This window comes from Prochlorococcus sp. MIT 1307 (genome assembly GCF_034092395.1).
Taxonomy (GTDB): Bacteria; Cyanobacteriota; Cyanobacteriia; order PCC-6307; family Cyanobiaceae; genus AG-363-K07.
The window spans coordinates 328,688-341,884 of the sequence record NZ_CP139301.1 but is presented as its reverse complement, the minus strand read 5'-3'; the positions used below and the strand labels follow the sequence as shown (position 1 = coordinate 341,884).

13 protein-coding genes are annotated in these 13,197 nt (G+C 34.2%); 8 read left to right on the top strand and 5 right to left on the bottom strand.

Annotation, left to right across the window (positions count from 1 at the left end):
• Window positions 1-21: 21 nt before the first annotated feature.
• Window positions 22-2,802, bottom strand: coding sequence for a UPF0182 family protein (locus SOI82_RS01860; RefSeq protein ID WP_320667695.1), 2,781 nt, complete (start codon window positions 2,800-2,802; stop codon window positions 22-24).
• Window positions 2,803-2,845: 43 nt separating this feature from the next.
• Window positions 2,846-4,594: an ATP-dependent zinc metalloprotease FtsH gene (ftsH, locus tag SOI82_RS01855; protein ID WP_320667694.1), complete on the bottom strand. Its 1,749-nt coding sequence runs from the start codon at window positions 4,592-4,594 to the stop codon at window positions 2,846-2,848.
• 187 nt (window positions 4,595-4,781) lie between these two features.
• On the opposite strand from ftsH, the gene rpmF reads away from it, so the two are divergent.
• Window positions 4,782-4,958, top strand: a complete 177-nt coding sequence (gene rpmF / locus SOI82_RS01850) for a 50S ribosomal protein L32 (protein WP_320667693.1) — start codon at window positions 4,782-4,784, stop codon at window positions 4,956-4,958.
• Between the two features lie 129 nt (window positions 4,959-5,087).
• Here the strand turns inward: rpmF and SOI82_RS01845 are convergent, their stop codons facing one another.
• Both SOI82_RS01845 and SOI82_RS01840 read right to left on the bottom strand, forming a co-directional pair.
• Window positions 5,088-5,309, bottom strand: coding sequence for a DUF565 domain-containing protein (locus tag SOI82_RS01845; RefSeq protein ID WP_320668449.1), 222 nt, complete (start codon window positions 5,307-5,309; stop codon window positions 5,088-5,090).
• Window positions 5,310-5,431: 122 nt separating this feature from the next.
• On the bottom strand, window positions 5,432-6,175 hold the full coding sequence (locus SOI82_RS01840; RefSeq protein ID WP_320667692.1) for an HAD-IA family hydrolase: 744 nt from the start codon (window positions 6,173-6,175) through the stop codon (window positions 5,432-5,434).
• A 55-nt stretch (window positions 6,176-6,230) separates the two neighbouring features.
• Here SOI82_RS01840 and recJ point away from each other — a divergent pair, with 55 nt between their 5' ends.
• Window positions 6,231-8,135, top strand: a complete 1,905-nt coding sequence (gene recJ, locus SOI82_RS01835) for a single-stranded-DNA-specific exonuclease RecJ (protein WP_320667691.1) — start codon at window positions 6,231-6,233, stop codon at window positions 8,133-8,135.
• 157 nt (window positions 8,136-8,292) lie between these two features.
• On the opposite strand, the gene psb30 is transcribed toward recJ, so the two are convergent.
• On the bottom strand, window positions 8,293-8,370 hold the full coding sequence (psb30, locus tag SOI82_RS10520) for a photosystem II reaction center protein Ycf12/Psb30 (protein ID WP_414153536.1): 78 nt from the start codon (window positions 8,368-8,370) through the stop codon (window positions 8,293-8,295).
• Between the two features lie 123 nt (window positions 8,371-8,493).
• Between psb30 and SOI82_RS01830 the strand changes: the two genes are divergently transcribed.
• From SOI82_RS01830 to SOI82_RS01805, 6 genes are all read left to right on the top strand, one after another.
• The gene (locus SOI82_RS01830) at window positions 8,494-8,856 is read left to right on the top strand and encodes a YkgJ family cysteine cluster protein (RefSeq protein WP_320667690.1); all 363 of its coding nucleotides are present in this window, start codon (window positions 8,494-8,496) and stop codon (window positions 8,854-8,856) included.
• A 13-nt stretch (window positions 8,857-8,869) separates the two neighbouring features.
• Complete coding sequence (locus SOI82_RS01825) at window positions 8,870-9,217, top strand: TMEM165/GDT1 family protein (RefSeq protein ID WP_320667689.1); 348 nt, start codon at window positions 8,870-8,872, stop codon at window positions 9,215-9,217.
• The gene (locus tag SOI82_RS01820; protein WP_320667688.1) at window positions 9,218-9,508 is read left to right on the top strand and encodes a TMEM165/GDT1 family protein; all 291 of its coding nucleotides are present in this window, start codon (window positions 9,218-9,220) and stop codon (window positions 9,506-9,508) included.
• A gap of 122 nt (window positions 9,509-9,630) precedes the next feature.
• Entirely contained in the window at window positions 9,631-11,979 is a 2,349-nt protein-coding gene (locus tag SOI82_RS01815; RefSeq protein ID WP_320667687.1) for an RNB domain-containing ribonuclease, read from the top strand.
• Window positions 11,980-11,981: 2 nt separating this feature from the next.
• Window positions 11,982-12,590 (top strand): flavin prenyltransferase UbiX, encoded by a 609-nt coding sequence (locus tag SOI82_RS01810; protein WP_320667686.1) that lies wholly within the window; start codon window positions 11,982-11,984, stop codon window positions 12,588-12,590.
• Complete coding sequence (locus SOI82_RS01805) at window positions 12,587-13,147, top strand: hypothetical protein (RefSeq protein ID WP_320667685.1); 561 nt, start codon at window positions 12,587-12,589, stop codon at window positions 13,145-13,147. Before SOI82_RS01810 ends, SOI82_RS01805 begins: the two co-directional genes overlap by 4 nt.
• The last annotated feature ends 50 nt before the right edge of the window (window positions 13,148-13,197 follow it).

Sequence of the window (13,197 nt, the reverse complement as noted above, 5' to 3'; positions counted from 1 at the left end):
TTATTTCCAGGCTTTTTACCTTCACCTTCTTTCCTCCTCATTATTAAATTGATTCAATAAATCCTTAATTCCTTCAGATAGAGTTTCAGCCATTGAGATTCTTTTCCCATCACTAACAACAATTCTTGTTAGTGTGGGCAATCCCCCCATACTAGCTTTCAGATAAACTGGTTCAACATAAAGTAATGCTTCACCTACAGGCAGTACAAGGAGATTTCCTTGAATTACTTCTGAACCTGCTCTATCCCATAGGCTGAATTGTTGACTAATTGATGGATTTTGATTGATTAGTGCTTGTATTTGTTCAGGACCAAATATAGTTGTATCACTAGGAAATTTTAGAAGTACCAACTTTCCATAGTTTTCTCCGTCATTTCTGGCCGCTAACCAAGCTGCTAAATTTGGTCTTGCTAATGGACTTAATGGCTGTAAAAGTAGAAATTCTGAAGCATTATTATCACCTAATTGAGCAGTTATATGATAAGGCTCTACTGGTATTTCAGTGGACCCATAAAGCTCCATTGGAACTTGCCATAAATCATCACCATTGTAAAAAGTGCGAGCATCTGTAACATGATAACGAAGTATCTGCTGAACTTGTAGATTGAACAACTCAATAGGTACTCTTAGATGTTCCTTAACTTCTACTGGCATTTCATTTATTGGTTTAAATAAGCGTGGAAAGATATCACTCCATGCCTTAATTAAGGGATCCTTAGGCTCACTTATATACATCTGAATACTTCCATTATAGGAATCAATAACAGCTTTTACTGAATTTCTTATATATCTAATTGGGTTGCCATCAGGAAGCTTTGCTGCATATGGATAAGTAACAGAATTTGTATAGCCTTCTACAATCCAATATTGTTTTTGATTATTATCGAAGTCCTTTGATGTTTCTGGTATTGATATTGAAATTAAATAAGGTTCACCTATTATATCTAAAAAAGGAGCAATTGCTTTTACCCTTTGTCGTACTTCTCTTTTTAACAACAGCTTAGAATTTGGTGTCAAAGATCCAGTATTTAGAAGTCGTGGTTCTTTTAGATATATTGCCGCACTTAATCTTTGTAAAAGATTACGGAGGGGAACTCCTCCTTTGCCTTCATAGTGATTGAAGATATTCTTGTCTCCTTGAGGGTAATCTAACTCTTTAATATTTGAGGGTGCAATCACATAAGAAGATGGCAGCATTCCATAATAAATAGCTGCTTTTCCAATTGGTAATGAACTCTTTACATCTTCTTTAGTGATATTCAAAAATTTACTACCTTGTATTTTGGCGGATTCGCCTAAATCACTAATAAAATATTCTGGTAGTCCATCCTGAGCTTTGGTATTAATAGGACTTACAGTAAACCCATATCCATGAGTAAATACAAAGTGCTTATTTAGCCAGGTTCTGGAACTTTTAGGTAACTGATTATGATCTAGTTCTCTTGCTGTAATCATGACTTGTTGCCTATCAATAGAACTACTTTTTAGTCGATATCTATCTATAGCTACATTTGTAAATCTATAATATTGTCTTAATTGCTGAAGTTGCCTATTGGTATCTAGCAAAGGTTGACTATCCCATAGACGTATGTTCTTTAGTGTGCTTTCTCCTAATAATAAATCTCTTTTTGTGATCCTAGAATTTGGATTGATTAACTTAGTTTTTATAGAATCTAATTGGAATGCATTTCTTGTCGCCTTTATGGCTCTTTCTAAATATGGACTTTCTAACTTCAGTTCTCTCGGACGTACTACTATCCACTCTAAAATAGGTGTAAGAATTAGTTCGCCTATTATACTGGTAAGAAATAGAAATGTAGATATAATTCTTATGTTTTTTTTCCTCTTATAATTAATAGGTATTAGGTTGATTAGTAAGAAAATCAAAAACAATGAGGATAAAACTCTTAATGGAATATTAAAATGAATATCTAACCAACCGGCTCCAGGAACAATTCCCCTCTGAGTCCAAAGAAATTGATGTCTAGATAGCCATGTTATTGAAAGAATGTTTAGAATTAATGTGGCAATTATTGGCCTAAGCAGGTTCTTAGATCTTTCGGATAATATAGGGGCAGCCCAGTCAGAAAATCTACTCATTGATGTTAGGTATATCCAACCAGATAGACCTAATGTTGAGGTTAATAATAGAGTAATTAATGTAAATACAAATACCAAAGCTGGATATATTGCTAATCCAAAGCTTATGTCAGAACCGAAGAGAGGTTCATTTATACCAGTTGGTGAAATATTCAATGCAAGGGACCAGACTCCCCATGAGCGTGTAAATATAGTTATGAACAATATTGAATAAATAGTTTGAAGGTATAGAACTCCTTTTCTATTAATGAGAAGTAAAAGAAGTGTAAAACTAAGAATCGAGGTTACAAAAGTAACTGTTTGGTCTATATTTACTATATATGTCCACCAATATGGAGTTGTCAATGGATTTACAATAGAAACCCAAGCTACTAAAAACATTAATATTAATGAGATAGCTATTGAAGATAATCCTATTATCAAGGAGCAACCATAATTTTTGCCTCTTATTTGATTCTCTTGTTGGCTATTGTCTTCTCCGTAGCAATGATTTTTCCAATGTAATTGCCATTTTATCATTAAGTATGAAATTAAACTTCCAACTATAAAGTAACTAATTTGGAGAATTATTCGTTTGACAAAGATGGATTGTAATTGAAACTGTTCAAACCAAAGCCATTCAATATGTAAATTGGCAATTAATAAGGTTGTAAAAATACCCAAAGAGAAGTAAATAGATAATTTTTTAAGACTACTTTTCATGATTCTGATGAAGTATTACATAAGACTGATGTATAGATCATAATTAACTAGTTGTTAGTTCAGTAGTGCCTATTAAAGAAAGAAATTTCTCACAACTTAATGTTTCCTCCTCTATCAATGCTTCAACTAATTGGTCCATTAGTTCACGACGTGATGATAATAGTCTGATAGCTTTTTCCAATGCACTCTTTGCGAGGAATCTAACTTCCTCGTCTACAGATTTACTTGTTGATTCTGCACAATTTAATTTATTTTGGATTAGACTCCTTCCTAGGAAAACCTCATTCCTTGATTCAGTAAGTGATATGGGGCCGAGCTTTGAAAATCCAAAAGTCATTACCATCTCTCTAGCTATTTGGGATACACTCTCTATATCTGATGAAGCACCTTGAGTAACTTCACTTTGACCAAAAACTAAAATCTCGGCAGCTCTGCCACCAAGTGCTACAACTAATTTTGCATATAAATAACCTCTTGATATTAAGCCAGAATCAAGTATTTCTTCATCAGGCCTAAATCTAGTAAATCCTCCAATTCCTGCACCTCTAGGTAGAAGAGTAACTTTGTCAAGCTTATCTGCTAAGGGTGTTAATACTGCTACTAAGGCATGACCAATTTCATGATAAGCAATTAATTTTTTCTTAGAAGAATCTTGAAGAGCAGAGGTTGACAATCCCATAGTAATTCGCTCTAATGCTTTGTCTATATGTTTATCATTAATATCTTTATGTTCCTCTCTAGCCGCAACTATAGCAGATTCATTTAATAAATTCTCAAGATCAGCACCTGAAAAACCAGGTGTTTTTAAGGCTATCTTGTTTAAGCAAACATTACTAGCTAAAGGCTTACTTCTTGCATGGACAGCTAATATATCTAGCCTCCCATTTTTGTCAGGTAGTAAAACTTCAATTCTTCTATCAAATCTTCCAGGGCGCATTAAGGCCGAATCGAGAACATCAGGCCGATTAGTTGCTGCTAAAAGAATAACACCAGAATTTTCTGTAAATCCATCCATTTCTGTCAACAATTGATTAAGAGTTTGCTCTCTTTCATCGTTTCCCCCACCAATACCTGCCCCTCTTTGTCTGCCAACTGCATCAATCTCATCGATAAAAATAATACAAGGTGACTTTTGCTTTGCCTTATTAAATAGATCTCTGACCCTACTAGCTCCTACACCCACAAATAATTCAACAAATTCCGATGCAGCTATAGAAAAAAACGGAACATTAGCTTCACCAGCTATAGCTTTTGCTAATAATGTTTTACCCGTACCAGGTGGGCCTACTAGGAGAATTCCTTTCGGTATTTGTGCACCTAACTTTATTAATTTTTCTGGCCTTTTTAGGAATGTTACTACTTCCAATAATTCTTCTTTAGCCTCTGAAATACCAGCAACATCCTCAAATCGAATATTTAGGTCTTCCTGAGATTTCATTCTTGGCTGACTACGTCCAAAACCAATTGTTCGATTCGCTATTTTTGCTGATCGTTTAATAAGAATAGAAAGCCCTACTATGAAAATCATCACTATTGCAAAATTCCCAGCAAATGATGCTATAGCTTGCTCCCCTCGTATGTCTTTTACGGTTAATTGCGTATCTGATGACTTTGCTGTCTGAAGAATTAATTGATCGTTTTGAAGTATAGGAACTTTAGCTGAACTGCCATCTTTATATACAACTATGACTTCTCTTCTGGCAGGAACCATTGTAAGCGATTCAATTATACCCGCTTCTATATCGCTAAGAAGCTTGCTATAGCTAGGTTTGAAGGTTGATCTTAAGGTCACTAAATTTGCTGCCAAAGAATGGTTTACGAATTTCGAGAGACAAACCTTTTAACTGGCTTTGGTTAGCGTTTTCAAGTAAAGATGCTAACTCTACAAAGCTTTGAGAAGAGTTATCTAGTACTAAGCCTAACGATTTGACGCAAGGCATGACAAACATGGAATATGGATAGGAATAAACATTGTTCGAATGGCAGTCCCTAAGAAGAAGACCTCAAAAAGCAAACGTAACCAAAGGCATGCCATATGGAAGGCAAAGGCAGCTACAGCAGCAGAACGTGCTTTGTCACTTGGTAAGTCTGTCTTAAGTGGTCGAGCCCAAGGCTTCGTATACCCTATGGATGAAGGCGATGAAGATGATGACTAAATTATTTGACTTCCAGCTTCAGAGTCAATAATACTTAACTAGTGAGGCTTAATTAACATACATCAGGATTAATAAGATATTGATGTTGATATTTGATAATATTGATTTAGTAAAATTAAGATATTAAAACTATGAACCTAGTTTAAATGCTTCTAAAACTACTGAATATATAGTACCAACCCTTATATTATCTAAAGCAAGCCAAAATATTGGCCATGGTGTTCTCTTGATACGACTTCTTACTCTTATCAATGCTTCTATTAAGATTATCATTATAAGAACTACTAGTGGCCTTTGTCCATACTCCTCAAGAAAATATACAGTTATATGACTACCTAAATAATATCCCAATAATAAGCTAATTAAACCTACACATCGCCTTCTCCATGGGCCTATAAATGATGTTGATATAAATAGGCCAATCTTGTTTAGAAATTTTTGAAACCGTGTATTTTGCAAATTTGATTCGCTACCTAAGAAATTAAATTTTCAATATATTCTGGTGTAACTCTTTGATTAATGCAACATGGGCCATGAAAAACTGTACAATTTATTTTCGGATCTCCTAGATGGTTTAAAACAGCAACTGCTTTTTTCATTTTAGATGTGAACAGCTGGTTCCATGGAGATAATGTAAGAACACAGGGCAATGACGCTTGATTTGCTGACATGAGACCCTGTACAGAATCTTCTATAGCAATACAATTTTCTGCTTTAGCTCCACTATCATTTATAGCTTTTATATAGGCATCTGGATGCGGCTTGTGGTTTAAGACATCTTCGTTTGTTGTTAGCCCATCAAACGGGCTATTGTTTTCAAATGAAACTCTTATAAGAGCTTGTACAGCCCTCTTACCGCTAGTTGTAACTATCCATTGATTGACTTCCAGTCTTTGAAGCTCTTCTACTAAATTTTTAACTCCTATCCTTAGGGGAACTTTGCCAGTATTTATAGCTTGCTCATAATATGACTGTTTTATATTATGTAGAAGTTTAATTATGTCGTCATCTAATCTTATACCTTTTAATTTACTATAATATTTTAACCTACTTTTACCACCCTGAATTTGTAGTAATCTTTTGTAAGTTGGAACATCCCAGTGCCAATTTAGTTTTAGTTTTTCAAAGGCTTGATTAAATGCAATCCTATGCCCTTGCATTTCTGTATCAGCCAAAGTACCATCTACATCCCAGAAAATTGTTTTAAGTTTTCTCATAAGGATTTAATTTATAATGAAAAGATGCACTATTGTTAAAACATATAAGAACAGTATGGCTTGTTCATTTTCAAATATAGGATACCAAGCCTGGACACTTCCCAGACCATTGCCTGAAGGTGTTTTTTCAGAATTAGACCTTCCAGAATTTTTAAAAGCAATTCTAGTCAGACGTGGGTTTGATGATATTAGCAAAGTACAAGATATTTTAAATCCGCATCCTTTACCAAATCCCATGGATCAATATCCAGAACTTTATTTGGCAAAGGAAAGAATTGAGTCAGCTATAAAAAATAAGGAGAAAATAGCCATTTGTGGAGATTATGATGCAGATGGTATGACTAGCACAGCCTTACTATTAAAAGTATTTCTTAAAACTCATTGCCAAGCTATAGCTGCCATACCTAGCCGTATAGATGATGGATATGGCCTTAATATTAGAATGATAGAGGAATTACACTCTAAAGGAATTACCTTAATTATTACCGTAGATAATGGTGTAAATGCCTTTGAAGCTATTCATCTAGCAAATGACTTAAATATAGATATTATACTTACTGATCATCATCAAATAACAAATGGCGTACCTTCTGTACTAGCTTTAATCCATCCTAGTACAACACCATTAGATTCGCCTTATAAGAATTTAGCAGGAGTTGGTTTAGCATATATATTGGCCTCTAGTATAGATAACTCTCTTATTGAATCATCTATTCAGGATGATCTAATCGATCTTTTTTGTATTGGTACAATCGCTGATATGGCTCCTTTAACAGGCTCCAATAGATATATTTTAAAACACGGACTAAAAAATATACATAGAACTAATTGTCTAGGTTTAAAAGCTCTTTATAAGTTATGTGGAATTAAAAATCATGTTATTGAATCTGAGACCATCAGTTTTCAAATAGCACCTAGAATTAATGCTGTTGGTCGTATTGGAGATCCTGAACTTATTCTAGATCTTTTTCTTGAGGATGATGTTTTAAAAGCTATGGAAATGGCAAAGAAATGTGATGATATTAATAAACAGCGTAGAGAATTGAGTAATGGTGTGGAGTTAGAGGCTACAGCACTTATAGAAGCAGAAGAGGGGGCATTATCTCCTTTTATTTTAATTGCACAATCACATTGGCATCAAGGAATAGTAGGAATAGTAGCCTCACGTCTTGTTGAAAAATATAATAGGCCTACAGCTCTTCTTGCAAGAAATAAAGATGGAAATTTCAGAGCTTCTGTTAGGGCCCCTCGTGGTTTTAATGTAAGTAATGCCCTAGAAGAAACCTCATCCTTTCTCGAAAGTTTTGGAGGTCATCCAGCTGCTGGAGGTTTTACTGTAAGACCAGAAAATATTTCAAGGTTGCATGAACAATTTAATATTATTGCAGATAAATGGTATAAAAGCACAGGTAAGTTTCTCAGTTGTACACCTGATGCAAATATAAAACTTTCAGATATAAATATCGAGTTGTGGGAACATATAAAAAAACTAGAGCCATTCGGCGTTGGTCATACTAAACCTTTATTCTGGTCGAGAAAATGTGAAGTTATTAATTTTCAAGAGTTACGAGGAGGTCATCTTAAGCTTCTAATATCACAGGATAAATTTCAACTAGAATCTATTTATTGGCGAGCTCCAAAGAATATCAAATTGCCTCAGTATATTGATATTGCATATCATATTTCTATTAACGAATGGCAGGGTAAGAAATCTTTTCAACTAGAGATTCGATCTATTAGAGAATTCAATGAAATTATTTCTATTAAACGAAAGGATCGAATCTATAAATGCTTTATAAGACACAATAAGGAAGTCGTTTTATCTAATGAGACAAATGAAGAACTTGTTTTTTTGTTAAATTCGCCATATGATTTGATTACTAATAAGGATTTAATAGGCAACTCGTATGTTAAGTCCTTAATTGAAGAAGCAAAGGTAGCTCTAGGAATAGTTAGTTAATCATTGTTATATAACTAGATAATTGTATTATTTAATTATTATAAGTTCTCGAAAAGGGTTTAAATTACCCCTAATTAAATTATATTAAAAAATCCCATGACTATAATTCCATCCTCTAGGCATGGGTCGTCCTTCAATTAAAAGAGTTTAAATCAGCTTACCTTCTATAGAAGATGAGAGCGATTATTGCTGGTCCTGCAAGGACGACAGCTGCAAGTGGTATGAGGTTGCCCATGTTTGTGTGTTTGAGACGACGTAGAATCGAATTAGGTTTGATTACCTGTATTACACAATAAGAGAAAGACCGTCCTAAAGTCCATTCTTAAGCCAACGCTGTGACGCGTTGTCACAGCTTTAAATGATCCGAACATCCATGCTCCACTGGAAATGCATCAACAATTGCGGTGCTTGTTGTCGATTGTCACCGGAGGAAAGGCTAGAAGCACTTAGATTTCTTGATCAAGAGCAAACAAAAAAATATTTTTCTCTTGTAGATAAAAATGGATGGTGTGTCAACTATAATGTGGATTCATGCAACTGTAATATTTATGATGAAAGGCCCGACTTTTGCAGAGTATCTAATATTTCTAATATTTTTAATATAGAGCAAAATCAAGTCGAATTATTCGCAATTAATTGCTGTCGAGATCAAATTAATCATATATATGGCAAAGATAGTGCCGTTTTAAAAAGATTTGAAACAGAAATTAGAAAAAAATAAGAGGTACTTTACAATGAATAAGAAATTGATACAAGAACCAAAAACCAATGAACAAAAAGGGTTTACACGTGTCTTTATAACAACATTTACTACTGTTTTCTTGGCGGAATTAGGTGACAAAACGCAGATAGCTACATTATTATTAACGGCTCAGTCAGGTAAGCCATTAATAGTATTTATTGGAGCAGCCTTGGCATTGATATGCTCTAGCGTAGTTGGTGTTCTACTAGGTAGATGGTTATCAAGAGTTATGCCTGCTGAACGATTTAACTATATTGCTGGTTTGTTAATGGTTGGTATTGGCCTATTAATTTCTTCTCAGTCCATTGTGTCTATATATCAAAACCTTCGTTATTCCTAAATGTTTACTCTTTTCCTAACGACTTTCACAACTGTCTTCTTGGCTGAACTAGGAGATAAAACTCAATTAGCAACTGTTGCCATCAGTGGTTCCTCTAATAGGCCTCTAGCAGTCCTTTTAGGCTCATCATGCGCACTTGTTCTTGCTAGCTTCTTTGGTGTAGTAGCTGGAAGTTCTATTGCAGCAATGATTCCAAGTGATATTTTAAAAACACTTGCCGCTTTAGGATTCCTACTAATAGGTGCCAAGTTGCTCTGGCCCCTTACAAAAAAAACCGAGGATCATCTTTAAATACCACCAGAGAAATATTTTTTCAACGGTGAGAGTAAAGGATCCCTACCACTGCAGACTTCCTAATAGAACAACTTACTAATTAAATTCCTAATTATTAGCCCACTTCTAATCTTCTTATTATGTTCTCGTCAGCAAAACTTCTGGAACAACTAAGTGTAGAGAAAGCACAGGAGCAGAAGAAAATTGAGAAAATTTTAAAATTATCAAAAAAGAATGATCGGCAAAAGTTAGAGATAGCCGTTCAAGCCTTTACTAAGCTTGGTATTATCCAAAAGTCAGATGAAGGACTCTTAAGAGTAGCTAACAGTTCATTTTTGGAGGCCCGCCTGCGGTGTAGTAGTAAGGGATATTGTTTCGCGGTGAGGGAAGATGGAGCTGGAGAAGACATTTATATAAGAGATCAATTTCTAAATCAAGCGTGGAACGGAGATAGAGTTTTAGTTACTATTTCTAGAGAAGCTGTAAGAAGAAGATCTCCAGAAGGTATAGTTCATTGCATTTTAGAAAGGTCTACATCAAATTTACTTTCTATTCTTGAATTAGAAGAAGGTAATTTAATTGCAACACCTCTTGATGATAGAATATTATCAACTATTCAATTAAAGGAGTCTGATATAACTTTTTATGAAGAAAGTAATAAGGAAAATCTAGTTGAAGTTGAAATAGATAAATATCCTATTGCTCAATACGATCCAGTCGGACATGTTGTAAGGCCACTTCCATTAGATGGTGGTTCTAAGGGCGACATTGATATCCTGCTTACAAAGAATGGATTACAAAATGAGACATTGTCCCCTAGGAGTACTATCAAAAATCCTACCGATAAGAATAGAAGAGATTTAACATCACAACCTTCATTATTACTTAGGAGTTGGGGTGGAAATGATTCTCCACCGCTACCCGCTTTATATGTAGAACCCAATGCAGGAGGAGTTAAATTATGGGTACATATTCCTTCAATAGCAGAAAGAGTTAGCTTAGGTAATAATCTTGATCATTGGCTATTTACAAGGTCAGAGGCACATTGCCTTGGAGAGATATGGAATCCATTATTAAGCAAAAATTTAACAAAGGCTTGTAAATTTGAACCAGGGATCAATAATAAAGCAATAACAATAGAATTAGATATCACAGCTCAAGGAGAAATAAATGATTGGGAATTTTACCTTAGTGAAATAAGGCCAGTAGCAATTATAAATAAACTTCATTTAGAAAGTTTACAATCTAGAAAACCTAAATCTAGAGCTACTCCAGTAGCATTAAAATCAATTAAAGATCATTTAGTACAACTTCAAACAACTATTTTTTGTGCCAAGTTAATTTTAAATGATGAAAAGAATCGTGGACTTATAGAATTAGATTTGCCTTCTCCAGAAATTGGGAATCTAGAGGAATTATCTAACCAAAATCCTGAGTCAGAAATTGAACAGTGGAAATTACCATTTAATGAATGTGACCCTCAATCTGTCTTAGCCCCTATACTCAGAGCAGCCAATAGAGCTTGGTATAACCATATTGTTGCTTTAAAATTACCTGGAATTACAATTCAGTCAGACAATGTAGATACAGGGACATTAACTGATGTAGCAAAATCAGCAATTGCATTGGATTTAAAACTTGAGCTAGACGAAGAGGGAATTCCATCAGCCTCTGAACTCTCTAAAGCATTTGTAAATAATAAATCAAGAAGAGTTCTAGATAAGTTATTGTCCCATGCCTTACCTATGCCAGTATTAGTGGCATTTAATCCAACATTTAAGGATATAACTGATTCAATTGTACCTGATGGTAAAAGTAACAATCCCTTAATTACGAGAGACATTCAAGCACCAATATGTTGCCCTGGTCTGCATTACTATGATATTATTAATCAACATATATTAATTAATTTATTAAAGGAAGGTAAAGCACGCCCAACAAATAGAATAAAAACTTCAGTAAAACTAGGTAGGAAAAATTGTCAAAATGAAATTAACTGGCCAATATTAAACGAAACATTAGTTTCATTGCACAATAATATTACCTCAGAAAAGATTATTAATTATTTAAATATTCAACATAAAAAGGCAAAAACTCTACGAAATGGACTTATTTCCATGTCTCAGGCTAGATCAGCTGAACCCTTTATAGGTGAGATGAAAGAAGCTGTGATTAGTGGTGTTCAAAGCTACGGATTTTTTGCAGAAATAAAACCAACAATGGCTGAAGGCCTTGTTCATGTAAGTTCTCTGAACGATGATTGGTATGAATATAGATCTCGTCAAAGTCGCTTAGTAGGTCGAAAAAGTAAAAAAATATATCAACTAGGAGATGTACTTAATGTTAAGGTTATAAAGATAGATATTTTAAGAAATCAAATAGATCTGGAGGCCTACGAAACAGAAGGAGAAGATCCAGATAACAATCTTGAGCCTAATTCAATAATTTCAGATGATAAATCGATCAGCGAAACTATTATTGAGGATTAGAGATGAAACCCCTAGTAGTAGCAGTGACAGGCGCATCTGCGATGCCTTTAGCAGAAAGAGCCCTACAATTGCTATTAAAAAAAGGCTTTAGTATAAATTTAATACTGAGCAAAGGAGCCTACGAAGTCTTTTTATCTGAAAATAATTTAAAAGTACCTCTTGAACCAATAACTCAAAGAAATTTTTGGGAGGAACGCCTAAAAATTAATGCAAAAAATCTAAATTGTTATAGATGGAGTGATCACTCTGCAAATATAGCAAGCGGCAGCTTTAAAACTTTAGGAATGATTGTAATTCCCTGTTCAATGGGTACCTTAGGAAGAATAGCTGCTGGATTTTCTAACAATCTTATTGAAAGAACCGCTGATGTTCATCTTAAGGAAAGACGGCCATTAATACTTGTACCAAGGGAATCACCTTTGAGCTTAATTCACCTTAAAAATATGACAAATGTCTCAGAAGCCGGGGCTATTATTTGCCCCCCTGTCCCGGCCTGGTATACAAGTCCAAAAAACTTAGAAGAAATGATTGATTTTATTGTTATTAGGATATTTGATTTGCTAGGAGAAGACCTAGCTCCTTTAAAGCGTTGGTCAGCTCCAAATAAATGAAATTAAGAAAACAAATACTTTTAATATTATGCACTATTCCACTTATATCTATAGTTACTATTTCTGCATTTAACTTAAATAAGAATGTTCGTATAAAAATACTAACCTGGACATCGCCAACAATAAGTCTTGGTATAGTTATGACATTAGCAAGTTCATCAAGTGCTCTAATATCATTAGCAGCTGCACTTACAAGTAATTCAAAGCCCTTATCGCTAAAAAGAGCAGTTAAATATTCTCCTTCATCTCATAACATTAATAATAAAAATCAACCTTTAGAAAATGATTTTATCCAATTTGAAGAGGAATTCTCACCCAGAGATGATCTTGACTATCAACCTGAGCGTGATATACGTGATCCAATTCCAACCATCTCTGTTCCATTTAAGATTCTCAATAAAAGAACCTACAAAGAAGAATATAAAAATTCTTACTCAACACATAATGAATTTGATATAGATGAGACTATTGAGGAGGAGGAAGCTTTTGAAGAAATAGGCCTAAATAAAAACCAATATAATGATGAATGGGGCATAGGACTTGAAGAAGATTGGTAGAGTTTTTCTATAATTAAATTATTAGAATATAAAAAAGAGAACAAAATTCT

Coding starts and splice junctions, on each gene's coding strand:
- recJ (WP_320667691.1), top strand. CDS start 6,231: ATGGCTTGTTCATTTTCAAATATAGGATACCAAGCCTGGACACTTCCC.
- SOI82_RS01820 (WP_320667688.1), top strand. CDS start 9,218: ATGTTTACTCTTTTCCTAACGACTTTCACAACTGTCTTCTTGGCTGAA.
- SOI82_RS01815 (WP_320667687.1), top strand. CDS start 9,631: ATGTTCTCGTCAGCAAAACTTCTGGAACAACTAAGTGTAGAGAAAGCA.
- psb30 (WP_414153536.1), bottom strand. CDS start 8,370: ATGGGCAACCTCATACCACTTGCAGCTGTCGTCCTTGCAGGACCAGCA.
- SOI82_RS01825 (WP_320667689.1), top strand. CDS start 8,870: ATGAATAAGAAATTGATACAAGAACCAAAAACCAATGAACAAAAAGGG.
- SOI82_RS01810 (WP_320667686.1), top strand. CDS start 11,982: ATGAAACCCCTAGTAGTAGCAGTGACAGGCGCATCTGCGATGCCTTTA.
- SOI82_RS01840 (WP_320667692.1), bottom strand. CDS start 6,175: ATGAGAAAACTTAAAACAATTTTCTGGGATGTAGATGGTACTTTGGCT.
- SOI82_RS01805 (WP_320667685.1), top strand. CDS start 12,587: ATGAAATTAAGAAAACAAATACTTTTAATATTATGCACTATTCCACTT.
- SOI82_RS01860 (WP_320667695.1), bottom strand. CDS start 2,802: ATGAAAAGTAGTCTTAAAAAATTATCTATTTACTTCTCTTTGGGTATT.
- SOI82_RS01830 (WP_320667690.1), top strand. CDS start 8,494: ATGATCCGAACATCCATGCTCCACTGGAAATGCATCAACAATTGCGGT.
- rpmF (WP_320667693.1), top strand. CDS start 4,782: ATGGCAGTCCCTAAGAAGAAGACCTCAAAAAGCAAACGTAACCAAAGG.